Raw genomic sequence first — 21375 nt, 5'->3', positions numbered from 1 at the left:
CTTATTCTTCCTTCTTCGTATGAATGTTCACTTTGACATCATCGTTTTGATTCTCATTGCGATTCGGAAGCGTTCCATGCTCAAACAAATGTTTAATTTGTTCAGCATCCAATGTTTCCACTTCAAGCAATGTTTTTGCAATCAATTCCAGCTTATCACGGTTTTCCGTTAAAATTTTCTTCGCTTTTTCGTAACATTCTTTAATGATTCTTTGAATTTCAAGGTCGATTTCATAAGCGATTTGGTCACTATAATTTTGTTCATTATGCAAGTCACGACCTAAAAACACTTGCCCATGAGATTGGCCAAACTGCATTGGCCCTAACTTATCACTCATTCCAAACTCAGTGACCATTCGACGAGCAATGTTCGTTGCACGTTGGAAGTCGTTGTGCGCTCCTGTGCTTACCTCGTTAAAGACAATTTCTTCAGCGACTCTACCGCCTAATAAGCCAGTGATTCTATCTAATAATTCTGGTTTTGTCATAAAATAACGATCTTCCTTCGGCAACATGACAGCATAACCACCAGCTTGACCACGCGGAACAATCGTAACTTTATGAACCATCTCAGCATCGGCTAATACCATACCAATGACCGTATGGCCTGCCTCATGGTAAGCGACAATGTTTCGCTCTTTTTCAGAGATGACGCGACTTTTTTTCGCCGGTCCAGCAATGACACGGTCTGTCGCTTCGTCGATGTCGCTCATATCAATTTTCTTTTTGTTTTGTCGGGCTGCTACAAGTGCTGCCTCGTTCAGCAAGTTTTCTAAATCGGCACCAGAGAACCCCGGTGTGCGCATTGCAATCGTCTTCAAGTCCACTGATTCATCCAACGGCTTATTGCGAGCATGCACTCTTAACACTGCTTCACGGCCTTTCACATCCGGACGATCCACTGTAATTTGACGGTCAAAACGACCCGGACGCAATAAAGCTGGGTCCAAAATATCCGGACGGTTCGTTGCCGCAATGATAATAATTCCTTCGTTACCGCTAAATCCATCCATCTCAACAAGCAACTGGTTAAGCGTCTGTTCACGCTCGTCATGTCCGCCGCCAAGACCTGCACCGCGTTGACGACCAACTGCATCAATTTCGTCGATAAAAATAATGCATGGCGCGTTCTTTTTCGCTGTTTCAAATAAGTCACGCACACGTGAAGCACCGACACCGACGAACATCTCCACGAAATCAGAACCACTTATGGAGAAAAATGGTACACCAGCTTCACCAGCAACAGCGCGCGCTAATAATGTTTTCCCGGTTCCCGGCGGGCCAACGAGAAGCACTCCTTTTGGAATGCGGGCACCAAGCTCCACGAACTTTCTTGGATCCTTTAAAAACTCAACGATTTCGACAAGCTCTTGCTTCTCTTCATCCGCTCCAGCAACATCTCGAAAACGGACCTTTTTCTTGTCTTCACTATATAGTTTCGCACGGCTTTTCCCGAAATTCATCACCCGACTACCGCCGCCTTGCGCTTGGTTCAGCAAGAAGAAAAACAGAATGAAAATAATGACAAACGGAATGATCGAGGTGAAGAATGTCACCCAACCGCTCGTTTCGTCTGCCGGCATGACTTCTACTCTAGTCCGCTTTGCTGCGGCATCGATACGATTCAGCACCGTATCACTATTCATGACGTAAGTCGAAAAGTATTGACCTTCATCGTAGGTTTTTAATTGCCCCCTTATTTCATACACACCGCGCTCGGGCTTCATCGAAAACGATTTGACATCACCATTTTCCAGGTGCGTAATAAAGGCGTCATACGTCATCGGCTCCGTCCGTTGGTTACTTCCGTTAAAGAAGCTGACAACACCAATGACAACAAGAAAAATCAATAAATAAAATATCGTATTACGGAAGATCCGATTCATTTCTTGCCTCCTCCCATATCAAACACACTATAGTCAATAGTATCATAGAAAATCATGTCAATACAACAAATTAGCCGGCTACGATAAAGACTTACTTGCTATATACTTCCGGTTTCAATACACCGATATAAGGAAGGTTGCGGTATTTTTCACAATAGTCTAATCCATAACCGACAACAAATTCATCTGGAACAATAAATCCTACATAGTCTGCTTCAATATTTGCTTTACGCCCTGAAGGCTTATCTAAAAGCGTGACAATTTTAATTGATTTTGCCTTTCGATAGCGGAATAAGTCAACTAAATAACTTAACGTTAAACCACTGTCAATAATGTCCTCGATAATTAAAATATCGCGTCCTTCAACAGAAGTATTTAAGTCTTTTAAAATTTTTACTTCTCCAGATGATACAGTTGCATTCCCATAACTAGATACATCCATAAAATCCATTTCTAAATATGTATCGATGTTTTTCAATAAATCCGCCATAAACGGCATAGCTCCTTTTAATACACCGACAGCGAGCGGAAAGCGCCCTTCATATTCTTTTGTCAACAATTCCCCTAATTCTTTCACTTTTTCCTGTATTTGCTCTTCTGTAATTAAAACTTTTTGAATATCTTGGTTCATCCCCATTTTCTTTTCCTCCTAGATGTTCATTGCTCTTTATAGTGTAATACAAGATAGTGCGTTTTTGTAACATCAGTTGCTTCAAAAGCAGATTTTTTTAGCTTTGGAAGCCATAAAATGTTTCCTTGTCCATCTTCAACAATCGGCCAACTTTCTCTCTCGTGCAAAGGGATTTTTTCTTCTATGAAAATTTCCTTAATTTTCTTTGTCCCTTTTGTCCCTTTTAATGTCATCCGGTCACCGGCGCGTCTTGTTCGAACTCGCAAAGGAAACGTAATCGCTTCAGGGTCAACAATAAATGTGTCATTCCCTTTTTGCTCTCGCGGATAGTGTTCCCAAAATTCACTAATGATTGCATATCCATTTGGAAGATGCAGCACGGAAGGAACATCGAGCTCAAATGTATACGTATAAGATTCCTGTTCGTGAAAGGTAAAAACGCAACTTTGATACGAGCGAATGACTTTTAAACCGTTGGGAAAATCCAACCTACCAGAAGGGTGGTTATTGTGCAAAAGCGCCAATACATGGTTAATATGTATCGAAGATAAAGAAGATGGAACTCCGTTATAAAGATAGTTCAATATTAGTTGAATCCCTCTTCTTTGTAAAGGCTTGGGCAACGTCTGAAACGGCTTAATGTGCAATATGACCGCTCCATGCTGTTTTTCCATTACCTTATTCATCGCTTCGCTCGTTAATTCCTCTAAAAACGTTTCATCTTCTGCAACCATTTCACTATAATGTTGAAACCGCTCATGAACATGCGGATTTTCTTTTTTTAAAAACGGAACCACGTAACGGCGAAACCGATTTCGGGTGTAACTATCTTTTTCATTGCTTGCATCATAGCGCGGTTTAAGGGCGTGTTCTCGGCAATACTCTTCGATGTCATCGCGGCTGACAGCTAAAAAAGGGCGAATGATCTGCCCAAAATAGAAAGGGCGCTTCGCAGGAATGCCGGCATACCCTCTACCGTTACTTCCACGAACAAGCCTCATTAAAATCGTTTCGATTTGATCATCCCCATGATGTGCTAACGCTAAATAGGTAGCGGAATGCTTTTCCATTACTTCTTTAAAAAAGCGATAGCGGCATTCCCGTGCTGCTTCTTGGGCGCTGATCTTCCATTGGCGTTGGAAGGAGGGTACATTGATTTGTTTCGTCTCACATATAATACCGAATTTCTCGCAAACATGTTTCACAAAATTCATATCTTCTGCCGACTCTTTGCCACGAAACATATGGTCAACATGAGCAGCGATGACAGTTAAGTTCCAGTCATGTTGAATCGTACAAAAAAAATGAAGTAAAGCAAGCGAATCAGGACCACCTGACACCCCAACGACAACCGTTGAATTCGGCGTAAGCAATTGATGCTTTTTTATAAATGAGTGAACTTTCTCAAGCATACAATAAAAACCTCTTTATTCATTTTCTATACTCTTAATGTATCATTAATGAAACATTTTCTCAAAAAAGAATGTCTCTTATTGAAGCACTTTCCCGTATATATACAATACATAAATAAATAGCAGAGCCATAACAATCATTGTCGTTTCTACTAAGCCACTTCGTTTCTTTCTTTTTTTATGCCGTCCTGCCGTTCTTGTCCGTTCGTTTGTCTTTTGACGAGGCATGTAGGAATCATGATGAATGGCAGCAATCAAATCACGCTTCATCTCTGCTACTTGCTTATATTCCCCATTAATCGCTTTGATTAATATAGACTGATATTTCCGAAGCGTGGCATCTGCCTGAATCATACTCATTAACTGCCGGCGACCATCTCCTTTCTTTTCAAACCGCGTCGGATAACAGGCGTGAATCATAATCATAGCCACCGCAAACAAATCATAAGAAGGCTCTGCTTTGCGCGAACCTAGTCCCCAATAGCCTCGGTCGTAAAACTCTGTAAATTCCTTAATTGCCCTACCTTGTAAAGTAGTCCCCCCCACATCGAGAAGACGAATCGTTGGTGCCGGTCCTGCTACTAATAAATTTTCCGGTTTTAAATCCCCAAACACCCACCCTTCTTTATGAAGTTTTTCTAATGCAGATAAAAGTTGTAAAACAAGAATGACAATCCATTCTTTTCCTCTCTTTCGGATAAACGTAAAAAACTCGTCACCTTTTATATATTCCATAACATAAAAAGGAATAACTTGATTAGTATAAGGATCACGCCAATCGTCTACATCTAGCAAAGAAGGCCCAAGGGCAACTCCCTGGACCTTGGAAAACCGTCGTAATACGTTCACTTCTGATGTAATGGCTGTACTATTATCACTTAGTTTTAACGCTACAAGTTCTTTGGTACTCTCCGCTAAATAAACAACCCCGTTCGCTCCTTTACCAAGTCGTTTGATAATTTTATAACCATGCTTATGCCATTTTCCCGTAATAACCGTTCCTGCTCGAAGGTTACATAGATGATTCTTCAAAGTATGATTCATCACCAGATATCAATCTCCTTAGGGAACGCTTTTGGTTAAAATATGTCATTGCTTCGCGCAGCGCTGGACCGGTTGGAGTAAGTCCGCCTGAAGTAAGCTTAGGAAAAATGGTAGATAGCGCTTCCAGCTTTGGTGTCCAGTCAAGTACTTTTTCGACATCGCTATGTTTCCCCGGAAATACAAACACAGCAAAGCGATTATCGCCGATACGAGCATTTAAACTAAGTGATAAATCAAATAGAGCCTCCTTTACCGTCGGCAGTTTTGTTTTCATACTTCCGCTTGTATCTATCAATATTAAAACTTCCAGTTCGACCGTCTCTCCAAGCTCGTCCACCACTTCCATCACTTCGCCACGTTTTTCCGGCGGTAAATCTTCTAATGATACATCCGAACCTAAAATTTGCTTTAATTCCCGGTTTACAACACCTTGCAATGTTTGGGTCATTGCCTTTCTTGTGACCATCTGTACTGTTTGCGATAGTTGTTTCGCGTAGACAACCTGACTTACTCCACCTCCCGACATCGCAATCCCTTCAATTTCGCGCAACCCGTTTTCATCAATGGTATCTTGGTCAAGTACACCGATGACATTGACTGTAATCCCTTGTTCCCTTGCTAAAGCAGCCATCGCAATTGGATCTTCACCATGATTTGAACAACCATCTGTAATCAATAAAATTTGGCGTAATGCTCCTTTACGCACCTTCCATTCCCCTCCTCAACTTGATGTATTACCATCATCGCCGGAATGGAAGAATTTTATACTTTTATTGTGCCTTTTTCGCATACATATAAGCAGGAATCGTTGCCCATTTTGGGGTATTATGTTTGATTTTTGCGACGACGACTGTCATGTCATCTTCAATTCTTCCAGAGCGAGTCCGAATGACTTCTTCCATAATTAAATCGGCTACTTCTTGTGGATCATTCGTCTGTAATTCTTTGATTTTTCGCTTCATCCATAATTCATGGTTTTCTACATGAGAAGGCCCCTCAAACACACCGTCGCTCATCATAATTAGTAAGTCTCCCGCTTTTAACTGTTCCGTCACAATTTCAAATTCGAATTCTTTCAAAATTCCCATCGGTAAATTACTTGCCTCAATTTTAATCACTTTATCCCCGCGCTTTACAAAACTTGGAGTCGATCCAATTTTCAAAAACTTCGTCGAAGCATCTTGCAAATCTATCATCGCTAAATCGAGCGTAGAAAAAATCTCGTCGGTCGTTCGCAAAGAAAGAATGGAATTGATAGACTTAATAGCAATCGATTCATCAATGCCAGTTTGCAAAATTTTTTGCAATAGCTGCAGCGTTTCATTGCTTTCGCTATGTGCCCTCTCGCCATTTCCCATCCCATCGCTAATGGCAATCGCATATTTTCCTGTCGCTAACTCAATCATCGAATAACTATCTCCGGAAACAAGCCCACCGCCTTTAGCAGCATAAGCTACGCCTGTGTCCACCGTAAAAGTTTTTGTAGAACCAAAGGCAACACGGCAATAATCATTTGGATATACAGCACACTCCTCCCTTTTCACAACAATCGTTTCTCCTAAAATATCCGAAAGCATTGGAGCAATTAACTTTTCGCACTCACCATGGCCTTCGCAATACGGGATGCTCATTTCAATATCGATATTGCCTTTTTCTAGACTGTAAATATCGACATATCCAACTTCAATTCCAAACTCTTGTAACGCATGAAAAATTTGTTCTTCCTGCAAATAATGATTTTCCCGCTCCCGCTGAATTTCTGTCGCAAAATCTTCCATGACTTGGGAAACACCTATCAGTTGTTCAGCGACTAGCTTTCTACTTTCATTCACTTGTTTTCGTAGTTTTTTGTTTGCCTGATAGAGGGCGACCTCTTTTTCGATCATTTCGACCACTTTATTTGCTTTCACGCAATGCCGATCCCATTCGCGTAACAACTTATGATTGCTTACTAAATCTCCATTATCCGCCTCTAACATAATTCGTTTCATATATCCATACGTTGTATCAAAATGATAGGACCAACATTGTTCTTTTTTAAAGCAAGTTTGACACGTTTTTTCTGTTACACCACTTAAAAAGTAGTCAATTTCTTTCTCATCATATTCCTCTGAAGAAAATCCATACGTGGAAAAGCTATTCGCCAATGCTTGAAACACATGAGAAAACTGAGCAACCCGCTGTGCGGTGACGTCGCGAATTTTCCGAACATATTGCTGTTGTTCATTTGCATATTCTACTGTTCCTGGAATATATTTAGAAATTTTTTTCGTTAATGAACTTGGAGTGCACCAAAATAACACAATTGCCAGACAAGATTCCATGACCGTCGGCACAATATCCGCTTTTCCATTTCCATATAGGCCGATCAGCAATGTAGCAATGAACAGCCCAAAAGCCACACCGATTTTTCTTCCTTCTTTTAGCAATCCTCCCAAAAGGCCAGCAAACGCTAATAAACTCATTTCGTATAGATTTTCAACATTTGCCAAACTTAAAATAAGCCCTGTAACGACTCCTACTGTCGAACCAATTGTAGTTCCGGCCACAAAAGCGAGTAATAATACGAGATAACGAGACATAATATGTTCTAGTGATAAGCCGTAAAATGACCAACCAATCATTCCAGTCAACATCGAAGCAAGTAAAATAATCAGCGAAATAACTTCTTCTGCCCGCAATGCTTGCTTATGTTTGCGAACCGTTAGCAAGGGAATACTCTGAATGAAAATGAGCGTCAACACAAAGCCGAGACCTGCCTCAACAAAAGCCATTACTGCTTCGTACATCGTTTTGTTTTCTAATAAAAAGTATGTAATGACTAATTTTGTAGAAGCCGATAGACAAAATACAACAAAAGGTATCATTTTTAGGGAATCACTAAAAAACTTTTTAACGAGTCCATAAAAAACGAGAAAACTAAACATCGCAGTAAACACAAATAATGTTGTTTCAAATGATAAGGTAAGCGAACCCGCCATTAACGCTACAAATGCTAATCCAGCTTTATCACGACGCATCGTATAAACAGCGGCAAAGAACGGTAACGCAAAAGGAGTCAATTTCGATAAAATTAACGCTCGTCCAAGTAAAAAACCGATTACTAGTAAAAGAAATCCTTTATGAATAAATAAATGTCCAATTCGTAATTTCAAATGACGAATCCAACGTGAAAAGACAGCTTGCGTCTGGTTTAAAGACACCTCTGAAATTTGGTTTATCCAACTTCTTTCGATTCTTTCCATTCCGACCACTCCTTTGCTTTTCTCTTGACTCTATTATATCTTCTTAATTGTCAAAAAAATGTCAAAAAAGGAAAGTGGTATAAAAAAACCCTTCGACGTATTTCTTGCTAACATGTCATTATCCATACCTAAATTTGTTATAAACAACGAAAAAGGAGATATATATGAGAGACAACATTGACAGAAGCGTTTCTCTGTAGATGATAACTGGAGAGGGACATTTTCATACAAAAAAGACGAAAGGGATGTTTCCAGAAGGAAACATCCCTTTCGTTTCAGTGACCCGTACGGGATTCGAACCCGTGTTACCGCCGTGAAAGGGCGGTGTCTTAACCACTTGACCAACGGGCCATAATTGTTTTTATAGCGGCGGAGGGAATCGAACCCCCGACCTCACGGGTATGAACCGTACGCTCTAGCCAGCTGAGCTACGCCGCCACGCAACGACATTTATAATAATAATTGCATCTTTCATGTTTGTCAATATCTTTTTTTGCTTAATTAGCACATTCTATACATAAATTATCCTAAGGATATTTGAGTTGTTCAACGGAACCGACCATGTTCTGCAACGAAAGCATCTAACAACCTTCATCCACAGAAAAAGCATCCATGTATATGGATGCTTATCATTCCTTTATTCACTATCCTGCTTATGACCATCATCCGTTCAGCAGCAAGTTAACCGCGTCGTGCACCACGACCTCCTCGCTTCGATTCCGTGTGACGTTTGAGAGAGGCTAAACGATCTTCACTTTCCTTTAAAAAACGGCTAATTTTTTGTTCAAAGCTCTCTTTTGCGGCACGATCGTTTGCTTTATTGCGCGGGCGCTGTGAAGGCTGTGATTCTTTCGCTTTTTTTATGGATAAGCCGATTTTTCCGTCTCTTTCCACATTAATGACCTTGACATCAACGACATCTCCAACCTTTAAGTGATCGTTGATATCTTTTACATAGTTATCAGCTACTTCACTAATATGAACTAATCCTGTTACGCCTTCTGGCAGCTCCACAAACGCTCCGAATTTCGTAATCCCCGTTACCTTGCCTTGTAACTTGCTGCCTACTTCAATTGACATAAAAAAAGTGCTCCTCCTTAAAAAATCTTAAAAATCATTTTCTTTATTATAACGAATGCCAAAAACAAGTGTCAATAAGCTCAACGCCCATGTCACTAGCAAGCATCGATTATTTTTCTGGAACGGTAAAAATAATTTCTCCTTCTTTAGAAAGAAAGTATTTTTTTCGTGCTAACTCGGCAATATAATCGTCATCATGTAACCTTTTAATTTCTTCCTCTAATCGCTTTTGCTGTTTTTCTAATTTGCCTAATTGCTGTTCTAGCTTCTTTTTGTCTTCGATTTTCGCTTCAATGTCAGCGGATTGAGAGTGGAGAGCATATAAAAATACGGACGACAGCGCCACTAAAATCATACTAACGAGCATAAAACGAATCATGACGATAGGTCGTCTTCTTGAGGCTCTTTTTTCTTTTTCTTCTTGCTCTAAAGCATACTGGGACTGAAGCTTCGTTACATTGTTTTTCTGTAAAACACTCACCGCTATAAACCTCCACTCTTATTTCCGGAATTTAGAGATCCATGCCATTATTATATTCTTTGCTTTTTTCATAACTCCTGCCAGATTGTCGAAAAAATCCTCGATCCGCCATCTCCATTTGTTCGGAACTGCTTTCCAAATGAGATAGCCAATCCAACGAATTGGAGCTAATAATAGCTTTATACAGCGATACAGCAAGTTCAAGATAAGAAGGAACAATTTCCATAAAAGCAGTGCCATGGCAAGTAGCGCTTGAAAAAGCCATTGAATCGGCCGAACAATGACATAATAGCATGTCCTTACAAAAAAACGATATAACGCGGTAACAAAGCGAATGGTCCATTCAAGCATTTTCAAATAAATGCGGCGAAACAAGCTTTGATAAGCAGCATAACCGCATAAAATCGCTAAAAAAATATAAAATCGCAGCTCTCCTTCATTAACGAGCAACAAAACGTAGAAAATAATGAGACCGTGGACGCCCCAAAACAGAATATCATTCATAAATACAACCCAATGGGCCCGCTTTGGCCGCTGTAAAAAGCGACTGTACGTGTCAAGCGCTGCGCCAATCCAGCTCCCCATTCCAATCATCGCGAGCATGGTGGCCAGCTGAGTTGTTAAACTCATTTGAACAACTTGCTAAAGAACCCTTTAGCTTTCTCCTGATGATGGTCATCCAAGTAGACAAGATCAAAAATTCTCCCTTTAATAGAAACGACTCCCTTATCCACGTCTAAATTTTTCATCTGCAAATTTTGACCGCGGATCGATAAAAACCCCATCACTGTTTCCAATAAAAATTCTTCACTATCAAAGCTCTCCACTTGTTTAACTCCTGTAATATCGAGAAGCTTTCTTCCACGCATAATGACATCATGTTCTTGGCTCGGACCTTTATTATTGTTTGGAAAGTCATAATGTTGGCTCATATTCATCCCCCGCATTCACGTTAAAATCAAATCAGAGGGCTTATCCCTCTCTTGTTTGTACCATATGTATGAATGCAAGGGGACTTTTAGAACATGCGAACAACAGCAACTAACGTTCTAAAGACTCTGTTTCTATTCGTTCTTCTTTAATTACTTCATAAAGATTTGTCGCTTCTTCTTTCCTTGTCGTTTCTTTTAAATCAGTAATTTTCACTGTCACCTTTTTTTGTCCAAACTGAATGGTCAGTTCATCGCCGACTTTTACATTGGAACTTGCTTTTGCGATGGTACCGTTAATGGTAATACGTCCTTGCTCTGCTACTTCTTTCGCCAGCGTACGGCGCTTGATAAGGCGTGATACTTTTAAAAATTTATCTAAACGCATGTGCACCTCTCCTTACAATCCTTTTTCTTTTGCTTCTTCCCACCATCGATCAAGCTGTTCTAGCGACAGTGATTCGATATTCAGACCGCTCTTTTTCACTTGTTCTTCAATGTAGGAAAAACGTTGGTAAAATTTCCTGTTGGTTGCTTGTAATGCTTCTTCCGGATTAATTTTGTAATAGCGCGCAATATTCACAAGGGCAAACAATAGATCACCAAATTCATGGATAAGTTTTTCGCTATGTTGTTCTGCTTTGGAAACTTCCTGTTTAAATTCCGCTATTTCCTCTTCGACCTTTTCCCACATTGGCTTTACATCATCCCAATCAAAGCCGACCTTTGCTGCCTTTGTTTGAAATTCATATGCTTTTAATAAATTCGGTAAACTTTTTGTTACTTCATCGAGCAGCGAAGCCGGACGAGATTGCTTTTCTTTCGCTTTAATCTGTTGCCAATTTTGCACAACCTCATCCGCATTTTCGACCGTTACATCTCCGAAGACATGAGGATGACGGCGAATCATTTTTTCGGTAATGCCGCGAATGACATCATCAATTGAAAACATGCCTTCGTCTTCCCCGATTTGAGCATGAAGCATCACTTGTAAAAGCACATCGCCCAGCTCTTCAATCATATGATCATCATCGTTTTCATCAATCGCATCGAACAGCTCGTATGTTTCTTCAAGTAAATATTTTTTGAGCGATTCGTGAGTTTGTTTCCGATCCCATGGACAACCGTTCGGGCCTCTCAATGTTGCAATAACGCGCCGCAACGTTTCAAATCGATGATACAATATCGCTTCGTCTTTCACCGGCGGGACATATACGCTTGTTAAATTATTTAGCGCAGCAACACGGTCTAGCTCATATAAAGGAATTTCGTTCACCTTTTCTTCGCTGCTGCCCGCCGCTGTGACGACATACACTTTATAATCGTGAGGCAGTTGCTCCATGAGCGCAAGTTTTACGTTGGAAGCAATAAACGAATCATATACTTGGCAAAAAACAACATGCTGAGTAGGTTGCCATTCATCTTCACGAAACGAGGTCGCATCAATCAGCTGAAATCCTTCAATCGGGTCGATTTGCAAAGCGGTGAACATAGCGTCTAAAAAGCTTTGACCACCTTCGATCACAATGCGGCATTTTTGTCCCCGCTCTGCTTCTAATAAAAGCTGTACGGTTTTTTCGGCAACAAGCGGATGACCGGGAACGGCATAAAACACATCGTGCATCTGTGCTTCTCCCACTAAAATGTCAGCAATTTCCTTATATACATCGTCAAACCGCTCATGTTTTTCATAAATATCGTCAAATGTAGTAAAAGAAATTCCCTCTGCTTTTAGAGTATCGACAACTGGATGCTCCTTCGTTCGTAAAAAAAGTGGTGAAGCGTTTTTTAATTTACGATAAATCCCAAGCGGTAATTGTTCGATATCACCAGCACCTAAACCGAAAACAAAAATCGTATTCATCATTGATCACCTGTTTTTCTGAAGAAATAAACGTAACTTGTCTCCGAAAGGAAGTAAAGATAGTTCCTGTTTTGAGAAAAGATTTCCTTTTAACAACATTATAATATAAACAAAACCCCCGAGCATCACTCCGAATAACGCTTGACTGGCAGCAAATAAGCGGCTGTCACCAAATCGGCTAGTTACCCATATGTATAACTGTAATACAGCCACCATTGCCAAAGCAGCGTTGACGACCGGGTACATATATTGTTTTTTTATGAAATGAGTGTTCATCTTTTTTTGTAACTTAAAATACAAAAATAATGCCATCACTGCATACGACAATAAAGTCGCTAATGCAGCCCCGACTGTTCCAAACACTTGCACAAGCCATATATTGCATAGCCATTTCGTAACGACTGCTATTGCTCCCCCCGCTACAGCTATCCATTCTTCACCAATCCCTTGCAATAAGGAAGCTAAGGTCAAAGACATTGTCGTAAACAAAATGGAAGCGGATAAAATTGCAAGCGGCAAGGAACCACGGTCATTTTCAAACAGCATTACATTTGTCGGGCGAATGAGACATACAAGCCCTAATGCTGCGCCCATCCCGATAGAGAACGCAACCCGAATGGATAAATCTATTTTTTCACGAATGAAAACCTCATCCCCTCGCTTTTTTGCACCAGAAATAAGGGGGACAAGCGTCAATGAAAAGGAAGTTGCAATCACCGTTCCAAGCTGGATAAGCGGCTGTCCACGATCATAAATTCCTTTTAATAATTTAGCTGCATGGCTGTCTTCTACACCCTTTTCCATCAGCAATGACAATAAAGAGAACGCATCCACAAGCTGAATGAGGGTTAAGACCATGTTTGTTATACAAATTGTCACACCTTGGAGAAACAGATAACATATAATCGTTTTCGCATCTGCGTTCCCCTTTATGATATACATATTCCCTCTACGATCTCTTCTCATCCAATAAGCCATCAGCAATAGAAGTGCCGTGAATCCTCCTGCCAATGAACCAAAAAGCGCTCCAGCACTCGCTTCATAAGCCGTTTCACCACTTCTGAATAATACGTAAGATAACAATACTATGGTCAATACACGTACAGATTGTTCGCCGACTTGAGATACAGCGGTCGGAGTCATCCGATTGTTTCCTTGGAAATAACCTCGCAATACAGAGATAAATGGAAGGAGCAGAAACGAAAAAGAAATGAGCCGAATAAGAGGAACAAGCTCACTATCTCCCATCCACTTAGCAATGCGTCCTGCCCCCATATATAATAAGCTAAAGCAGCTAAGTCCAACGAACAGTAAAACATACAGCGATAATCGTAAAATATATGTAACCCCTTTTTCATCTTTTTCCGCAATCCGTTCCGCCACAAGTTTTGAGATGACAACCGGATAGCCATAAGTCGCTAACGAAACGGCAATGGCGTAAATGGGATACACTTGTTGATAAATATAAAAGCCAAGATCTCCAACAATATTTTGATACGGTATACGGTAAAAGGCGCTTAATATTTTCGTAATGAGGGCCGCTACCGTTAATACCATCGTTCCTTTCCATATTTTCCTTTCCGGTGATTCTGTGTCTAAAGCCATTGTGCTTCACCTGCCATGATAATGCTAGCCTTTGCTATTATAGCGCAAAAGAAAAAGGTAGCATAGCAGCTACCTTTCGTCACAGGATAAAGAACGTATAAATTTCTAATCGATGTCTAGCTCTCTTCTGCCAAATAACCTTCTCCCCCAAGGCGGCAAGCACCTCTGAGTACGAAGAACATTTGGCTTCTAGGGAACTAGGAGAGTGACATTTCTCCGTTTGCCCACAGGACGTGGACAGTATTTAGGCAAAACTGAACCTCTTCTGCTTTTCTTATTGTTCCATTTGTCGCGCTAAAAAGCCAGCAGCCGTCTCGACCGCTTTTTGCTCCACTTCACCAAGCACTTTCTCTTTTGATAAAATCACGACTGCACCAATCGGATCCCCATTGGCAACAATTGGACCAATCGTATAAGATCTCAGTTTTTCCGTATGTCCTTCAACAAGTTCAACTTCGCCTTCCTCAGTCTGAAGCACAGAGTGACGTTCTTCCATTACTTTTTCCACTAACGAACTAACGCTTTTATTGAGGAATTCTTTTTTGGAAACACCGGCGACCGCAATAAACACATCCCGATCGCAAATTAACACTGGTTGACCTAAGCTATCAAATAATGCCTCTGCATATTCTTTTGCAAAATCACCCAGCTCACTAATTGGTGAATACTTCTTTAAAATGACTTCTCCGTCACGGTCAACAAATATTTCGAGTGGGTCTCCTTCACGGATACGCAACGTTCTTCGAATTTCTTTCGGAATAACAACCCTTCCTAAATCATCAATTCGACGAACAATACCAGTTGCTTTCATCTACAGATGCCCTCACTTTCATCTAAGGATTGAAGAATACATCGGTGAATGCTTCAATGAAGAATTCACCATTGCTGTGATTAGTATCCTTCACAATCCAAGTTCTATACGTGATGAAAGTGTTTTTTTCAATTTTAGATAAAATTCCCCATCATTCATGATCGCCCATCTTCTTCAAATATAAACACCGTTTTTGAATTAAGCCGTGATCGATTTTTCAGCATTGATATGCGTAAGTTCTTTGACTGTCTCATATAAAATCATGAGCCACTCTTGCGGTTTAAGACCTTTGATATAAAGAACGATTTTTAATTTCGGTCCTTCCATGCCAAAGCCAAACACGCGGCCGTACCGGTCTCCGATTTTCGATAGCCGCTGAATTTGTACTTCTTTAGAAGCTTTTTCATTAAATAATAAATCAATTTGTTGTTTATGCTGTTTAATAAGCTCAATACCGCTTTGTTTGCTATACACTTTAATCTCAGCAATTTGGAATAAATAATCGACCTCATCCGGATATTCACCAAACCGATCAATCATTTCATCGCGAAGTTCTTCGAGGTCTTCGATAGTTTCAATGGCTTTAAAGCGTTTGTACATATCAATCTTTTGCAATCCATCCGAAACATACGTATCTGGAATATAGGCATCGACTTCCAAGTCGATTTCCACATCCAACGGTTTTTCTTCTTGTTTAATTCCTTTTCGTTTCTCAATCGCTTCTTTGAGCATTTGCGAATACAAATCAAAACCGACGGAATCAATAAATCCGTGTTGTTCCGCTCCCAACAAGTTTCCAGCACCGCGAATTGACAAGTCGCGCATGGCAATTTTAAATCCGGAGCCAAGCTCTGTAAATTCTTTAATCGCTTGTAATCGTTTCTCTGCGACTTCGTTTAATACTTTATCTTTACGGTACGTAAAATAAGCATAGGCTACTCGATTTGAACGCCCGACACGCCCTCTTAACTGATACAATTGAGAAAGTCCCATGCGGTCAGCATCATGCACAATTAATGTATTTACATTTGGAATATCAACACCCGTTTCAATGATCGTTGTCGTCACCAACACATCATATTGTCCTTCTAAAAACGCAAGCATTACCGATTCCAATTCGTTTTCTGACATTCTTCCATGAGCGTATGTGACACGCGCATCCGGTACAAGCATAGAAATTTCTTCTGCTTTTACATCAATATCTTCAATGCGATTATAAAGGAAAAATACTTGTCCATCCCGTGCCAGCTCCCGTTCAATTGCTTCGCGCACGAGTTCAGGAGTGTATTCCATCACATATGTCTGAACAGGAAAGCGATTTTCCGGCGGTGTTTCAATAATCGATAAATCACGCACTCCAATCATAGACATATGCAATGTTCGTGGAATCGGCGTTGCCGTCAGTGTTAATACGTCTATATTTGTTTTCAACTGCTTAATTTTTTCCTTATGGCTGACACCGAAACGCTGTTCTTCATCAATAATAAGCAACCCTAAATCCTTAAACGTCACATCTTTTGATAACAAGCGATGGGTACCGATGACCATATCAATTGTTCCGTCTTTTAACCCTTTAATCGTTTCTGCTTGTTGCTTCTTCGTGCGGAAACGATTAAGCACCTCAACCTTAATTGGATAGCCTTGAAAACGTTCTCGAACCGTTTCATAATGTTGCTGTGCTAAAATCGTCGTCGGTACAAGAAGCGCTACTTGTTTTCCGTCCATAATCGCTTTGAACGCAGCCCGAAGTGCAACTTCTGTTTTTCCGTATCCAACATCACCGCAAAGAAGACGATCCATCGGTCTTTCACTTTCCATGTCACGTTTAATTTCTTCGATAGAGCGAAGCTGGTCTTCGGTTTCTTGGTACGGAAATGCTGCCTCAAATTCACGTTGCATTTCCGTATCCGGTGAAAATGCATAGCCTTTACTCGCCTCGCGCTCGGCATAAAGTTTGATTAAATCTTCCGCAATATCTTGAACAGACGATTCGACCTTCTTTTTCACCTTTTTCCATTCGGTGCCGCCAAGTTTATAAATTTTTGGCTCTTTCCCTTCAGAGCCAACATATTTTTGCACTTGGTCAATTTGATCTACGGGCACATACAAAGTATCGCTACCTTGGTATTGAATATGAATATAGTCTTTATGAATTCCATTGATTTCTAATGTTTCAATTCCTAAATATTTTCCGATTCCGTGATTGACGTGCACTACATAATCGCCGACTTGCAGTTCGGAATAGCTTTTAATTCGTTCTGCGTTGGATAGTTTTTGCCGACGAATCGGTTTTTTTACACGCTTTTTAAATAATTCTTCCTCAGTAATGACGGCCAATTTTTGCATTGGAAGTTCAAAACCCGTATTCAAATCTCCTAAAACTATCTGACATTTTCCGTGCATTAACATCGCATGATCGCCTAGCGGAACTACATCGATTTCGTAATCCTCTAAAGTGGATTGTAATTTTTTCATTCGTTCCGCATCCGGAGCCAAAAAGGCAACGGCATATTTTGCCCTTTTCCATCGTTCTACTTCCGATTTTAGTAAAGACATTTGGCCATGGAAGTTTTGCATCTGTTTACAAGAAATATTGACGATATTTTGCGGATGCGTATGCGGAACATGACGTAAAAACAGCGATAAATAAATACGAGGTGCTTTTTGTTTTTGCAATAATTCAGATAAAGAATGGGAAATCGGCACACCATGAATAATTTTTCCTTCCGCCAGCAAACTTGTGTACCATTCTGCCTCTTCTTTATCTAAACTTTCTGTCATTTCTTGTAATCTGCTCATCTCATCTAACAATAGTAGACCGTTGTCCGGCATATAGTCTAGCAAACTAGCAGGTTCATCATAAAAGAGGGCTGAATATTTATATTGTTGCTCAATTTCTTGCCCTTGTTTTAACTGTTCCAGTTCAAATGAAATATGTTCAAGTAGCAATTGCTTTGCTTTCTCATCTTTTAATGTCTTTAAACTTTCCGATAATCCCGCTTCAATTCTCTCAATTCCCCGCTTCAGTGAATCACCATATACAATGATTTCGTCAGCAGGACCAATGGTTATTTTTTGTACCTCTTCACGAGAACGCTGATCATCGATTGTAAACGTACGAATTGACTCTACTTCCGTATCAAATAATTCAATTCGATAAGGGAATTCCGCTGTAAGCGGATAAATGTCAAGGATGCCTCCGCGAATGCTGAATTCCCCTGGAGTCGACACCATTGAAACACGCTTATATCCCATTTGTACTAAGCGCTTTTTATAATGGTCAACATCGATGTCACTATTGACTTCAATGGTTAGTATATTGTCTTTCCATAGCGATTTCGGTGGCAATAAACGTCGCAACCCAGCAATAGGAGAGATGACAATTCCCTTTTGCTGTTCCGTCCAATAGTTCATCACCTCTAGACGTTGCGCTTTTAACTCAGGACTAGCAATCGCCATCTCTGCAGCGATCATTTCATTGACCGGATAAAGAAACACTTCTTCTGTACTTAATAATTGAATAAGATCATCATATATTTTTTGCGCTTGAAACAAATTATGAGTAACGATTAATAATGGTCTGGCTGTTGCTTTATAAAGCGATGACAAGAACACAGACCGGGCTGACCCCGATAGTCCTGCGACTAGCTGCTCTTTGAGTCCTGCTTCCACACCTTTGATAATCGACTGAATATCTTGATTTTCAACAAAATAACGATGCAAGGATAGCACCTCTATCCCCCTCCTCTCATAGCAATAAATACAAAAATGCTTTGGTCTTCCCAAAGCTTGCTATTGTATAAATTTCTCATATTGATGAAGTTCTGGATTCCGTTCAAGCGCCTCTTGACAATCTTCACAAATTGTTTTGACATTGATATCCCCGTTCGGAAGATACGAAATCATGTCTAAACGTTCTTCCTCTGTAAGGTGATGGAATCCTAACTGTTCGCTATATATGGAAACTCTATCAATCGTGCCTACTTTTACTCCGCAATGTCGGCAATAGTAATGCAATGCCATGTAAGTAACCTCCTAATGGTCGTATCCACACATTCATTGTGTACCATTTAGGAGGAAAATATTCATGCGTTAAACTCGTTCATTACCTGCAAAAATGGAGCATTTACCGCTTTTTCACAAGCGGTCGCCGAACGCTTAATTGCTTCTTGAATTTCACTAGATTCCTCTGCAGTAAATCGACCTAATACATAATCGGTTACTTTTTGTCCATGCTCAGGACGGCCAATACCGATACGAATCCGCTTAAATTGTTGCGTTCCTAAATGATGAATGAGCGATTTTATTCCATTATGTCCACCGGCACTTCCTTTTGTCCGCAAACGGATTTTTCCTACAGGAAGATCTAAATCATCATAGATAACAACTAAATCTTCAATATTAATCTTATAATAATCCATTAGCGGGCGAATACATTCCCCTGATAAATTCATATATGTTAAAGGTTTACACAATATCACTTTTTCTCCAGAGACAATGTGAGATGCAAATATTCCGTTAAATTTCGCTTGATTGAGTGAAAGATTCCACCGTCTCATTAATTCATCAATGACCATAAATCCAACATTATGCCGCGTTTGTTCATATTCCTTGCCCGGGTTTCCTAGGCCGACAAATAATTTCAATGCTTGGTCCCCTCCCTTTGTCGTTATACATACTACAAAAGACGTAACCAAATATGGTTACGTCTATAATTATGACTCTGGAGTTGTTTCTCTTCCTTCTTCGGATTCAGGTTGTCCAGACTCTTGCTGTTCGCCGCTATGAATTTCTTCTTCTTGCTGCGGTGGTAAAATCGTTGCAATGACTTCAGTAGGTTCATGATTGATTTCATACTTGCCGTTTGTATCAATATCGCCTACTGTAATCGTTTCGCCTACTTGTAAATGAGAAATGTCAATATCGATGGAAGAAGGGATATTAGCCGGTAGCGCTCGGATCGATAATTGGTGTAATGTTTGTTGCAACACGCCACCATCTTTGACACCAGCTGCTTCTCCCACGAGATGAACATTGACGTCAATATCGACTTCTGTAGACATGTCTACCGCTTGAAAGTCAACGTGAATAATTTCGTTACGAATCGGATCTTTTTGAATGTCGCGAAGGAGTACCGAATGGTTTTCACCGTTTACCGTCATCGTGACAAGACCATTTCGTCCCACTTCGCGAATGGTTTTGATAAAATCAGCAGCATTCACAAAAATCGCTTTATTTTTAACGTTTTTTCCGTATAATACACCTGGAATATTTCCTTGCAATCGAATATTTCGAATTGCAGAATGTGTTTTCTTTGTGCGTTCTTTTGCTTCTAATACAGCCATGAATCATCACCCTCCTGTTTTAGAATCTATGAATTACTTTATCCTAAAACAAGAAGATTTAAACATGTGGCCCCATTAATCAAATAGAGCGCTAATAGACTGCATTTCATGAACGCGAATAATCGCCTCACCAATAAGCGGCGCAACTGATAATTCTACAATTTTATCAATTTTCTTTTCCGCTGGAAGGGCAATAGAATTCGTAACGACAAGTTCTTTGATTTTGGAATTTTCGATGCGTTCGATAGCCGGGCCTGATAATACTGGGTGCGTACAACATGCATACACCTCGGTGGCTCCATTTTCGATTAACGCGTTGGCAGCCAGTGTAATTGTTCCGGCTGTATCGATAATGTCATCAATTAGAATAGCAGTTTTCCCCTCAACTTGTCCAACGATATTCATGACTTCCGCTACATTTGGTTTTGGTCGACGTTTATCGATAATAGCAATCGGCGCCTTTAAGCGATCCGCTAGTCTTCGCGCACGCGTCACCCCACCATGATCCGGAGACACAATCACAATATCGTTAAGATTTTTGCTTCTAAAATAATCCGCTAAAATTGGAACGCCCATTAAATGGTCGATTGGAATATCGAAAAAGCCTTGAATTTGTGGAGCATGCAAATCAAGGGTAATGACGCGGGAAGCACCCGCTGTTTCTAAAAGATTCGCGACTAATTTTGCCGTAATCGGTTCGCGAGAGCGCGCCTTCCGATCCTGACGAGCATAACCGTAATATGGCATCACGATATTAATCGTTTTAGCGGAAGCGCGTTTTAGCGCATCAATCATAATGAGAAGCTCCATTAAATGTTCATTCACCGGAGCACTTGTGGACTGAATCACGAATACATCGCCGCCGCGAATGCTCTCTTCAATGTTAATTTGAATTTCTCCATCGCTAAAGCGTGATACAGAGCATTTTCCTAATTCTACACCGATGACTTGGGCAATTTCTTCCGCCAATTTCATATTCGAATTTAACGCAAATAACTTTAAGTTACCATCAAGATATTGAGACATGATTACCCTCCATTAAG

At 40.4% G+C, this 21375-nt stretch carries 19 protein-coding genes and 2 tRNA genes; all 21 read right to left on the bottom strand.

Annotated features, from left to right (window positions below):
- Position 1 precedes the first annotated feature (1 nt).
- Positions 2–1885 carry an ATP-dependent zinc metalloprotease FtsH gene (gene ftsH / locus ISX45_RS16025; RefSeq protein ID WP_194519408.1) on the bottom strand — a complete coding sequence of 628 codons (1884 nt, stop codon included), beginning with the start codon at positions 1883–1885 and terminating at the stop codon, positions 2–4.
- A 91-nt stretch (positions 1886–1976) separates the two neighbouring features.
- On the bottom strand, positions 1977–2522 hold the full coding sequence (gene hpt, locus ISX45_RS16020) for a hypoxanthine phosphoribosyltransferase (protein ID WP_181557395.1): 546 nt from the start codon (positions 2520–2522) through the stop codon (positions 1977–1979).
- Positions 2523–2542: 20 nt separating this feature from the next.
- A complete protein-coding gene (tilS, locus tag ISX45_RS16015) occupies positions 2543–3928 on the bottom strand; it encodes a tRNA lysidine(34) synthetase TilS (protein WP_181557394.1) in 1386 nt (461 codons plus the stop codon).
- A gap of 78 nt (positions 3929–4006) precedes the next feature.
- Positions 4007–4972 carry a serine/threonine protein kinase gene (locus ISX45_RS16010; protein ID WP_323744677.1) on the bottom strand — a complete coding sequence of 322 codons (966 nt, stop codon included), beginning with the start codon at positions 4970–4972 and terminating at the stop codon, positions 4007–4009.
- Positions 4941–5678: a vWA domain-containing protein gene (locus ISX45_RS16005; RefSeq protein WP_181557392.1), complete on the bottom strand. Its 738-nt coding sequence runs from the start codon at positions 5676–5678 to the stop codon at positions 4941–4943. The genes ISX45_RS16010 and ISX45_RS16005 overlap by 32 nt, the downstream gene beginning before the upstream one ends.
- Before the next feature lie 64 nt (positions 5679–5742).
- The gene (spoIIE, locus tag ISX45_RS16000; RefSeq protein ID WP_181557391.1) at positions 5743–8217 is read right to left on the bottom strand and encodes a stage II sporulation protein E; all 2475 of its coding nucleotides are present in this window, start codon (positions 8215–8217) and stop codon (positions 5743–5745) included.
- A gap of 279 nt (positions 8218–8496) precedes the next feature.
- Positions 8497–8568: transfer RNA gene (locus tag ISX45_RS15995), tRNA-Glu, on the bottom strand.
- A gap of 13 nt (positions 8569–8581) precedes the next feature.
- Positions 8582–8655: transfer RNA gene (locus ISX45_RS15990), tRNA-Met, on the bottom strand.
- 243 nt (positions 8656–8898) lie between these two features.
- Positions 8899–9297 (bottom strand): S1 domain-containing RNA-binding protein, encoded by a 399-nt coding sequence (locus ISX45_RS15985; RefSeq protein WP_181557390.1) that lies wholly within the window; start codon positions 9295–9297, stop codon positions 8899–8901.
- 109 nt (positions 9298–9406) lie between these two features.
- Positions 9407–9778, bottom strand: coding sequence for an FtsB family cell division protein (locus ISX45_RS15980; RefSeq protein ID WP_181557389.1), 372 nt, complete (start codon positions 9776–9778; stop codon positions 9407–9409).
- A gap of 18 nt (positions 9779–9796) precedes the next feature.
- Positions 9797–10408: a spore cortex biosynthesis protein YabQ gene (gene yabQ / locus ISX45_RS15975; RefSeq protein ID WP_194519406.1), complete on the bottom strand. Its 612-nt coding sequence runs from the start codon at positions 10406–10408 to the stop codon at positions 9797–9799.
- Positions 10405–10710 carry a sporulation protein YabP gene (gene yabP, locus ISX45_RS15970; RefSeq protein ID WP_181557387.1) on the bottom strand — a complete coding sequence of 102 codons (306 nt, stop codon included), beginning with the start codon at positions 10708–10710 and terminating at the stop codon, positions 10405–10407. Before yabP ends, yabQ begins: the two co-directional genes overlap by 4 nt.
- Before the next feature lie 109 nt (positions 10711–10819).
- A complete protein-coding gene (locus ISX45_RS15965; protein WP_194519405.1) occupies positions 10820–11095 on the bottom strand; it encodes an RNA-binding S4 domain-containing protein in 276 nt (91 codons plus the stop codon).
- 12 nt (positions 11096–11107) lie between these two features.
- A complete protein-coding gene (yabN, locus tag ISX45_RS15960; protein ID WP_181557385.1) occupies positions 11108–12571 on the bottom strand; it encodes a bifunctional methyltransferase/pyrophosphohydrolase YabN in 1464 nt (487 codons plus the stop codon).
- 6 nt (positions 12572–12577) lie between these two features.
- The gene (locus ISX45_RS15955) at positions 12578–14176 is read right to left on the bottom strand and encodes a putative polysaccharide biosynthesis protein (RefSeq protein ID WP_194519404.1); all 1599 of its coding nucleotides are present in this window, start codon (positions 14174–14176) and stop codon (positions 12578–12580) included.
- A 274-nt stretch (positions 14177–14450) separates the two neighbouring features.
- Complete coding sequence (gene spoVT / locus ISX45_RS15950) at positions 14451–14987, bottom strand: stage V sporulation protein T (protein WP_181557383.1); 537 nt, start codon at positions 14985–14987, stop codon at positions 14451–14453.
- Between the two features lie 198 nt (positions 14988–15185).
- Complete coding sequence (gene mfd / locus ISX45_RS15945; RefSeq protein ID WP_194519403.1) at positions 15186–18719, bottom strand: transcription-repair coupling factor; 3534 nt, start codon at positions 18717–18719, stop codon at positions 15186–15188.
- A gap of 60 nt (positions 18720–18779) precedes the next feature.
- Positions 18780–19010, bottom strand: a complete 231-nt coding sequence (locus ISX45_RS15940) for an anti-sigma-F factor Fin (RefSeq protein WP_181557381.1) — start codon at positions 19008–19010, stop codon at positions 18780–18782.
- Positions 19011–19072: 62 nt separating this feature from the next.
- On the bottom strand, positions 19073–19633 hold the full coding sequence (gene pth, locus ISX45_RS15935; RefSeq protein ID WP_181557380.1) for an aminoacyl-tRNA hydrolase: 561 nt from the start codon (positions 19631–19633) through the stop codon (positions 19073–19075).
- A gap of 69 nt (positions 19634–19702) precedes the next feature.
- A complete protein-coding gene (locus ISX45_RS15930) occupies positions 19703–20332 on the bottom strand; it encodes a 50S ribosomal protein L25/general stress protein Ctc (protein ID WP_194519402.1) in 630 nt (209 codons plus the stop codon).
- Between the two features lie 75 nt (positions 20333–20407).
- A complete protein-coding gene (locus ISX45_RS15925; protein WP_181557410.1) occupies positions 20408–21361 on the bottom strand; it encodes a ribose-phosphate diphosphokinase in 954 nt (317 codons plus the stop codon).
- Positions 21362–21375 lie beyond the last annotated feature (14 nt).

This window comes from Thermaerobacillus caldiproteolyticus, from assembly GCF_015326725.1.
GTDB classification, from domain to species: Bacteria; Bacillota; Bacilli; order Bacillales; family Anoxybacillaceae; genus Thermaerobacillus; species Thermaerobacillus caldiproteolyticus.
Note: the sequence above shows the minus strand (reverse complement) of the source record. Positions and strands in the feature narration are given on the sequence as shown.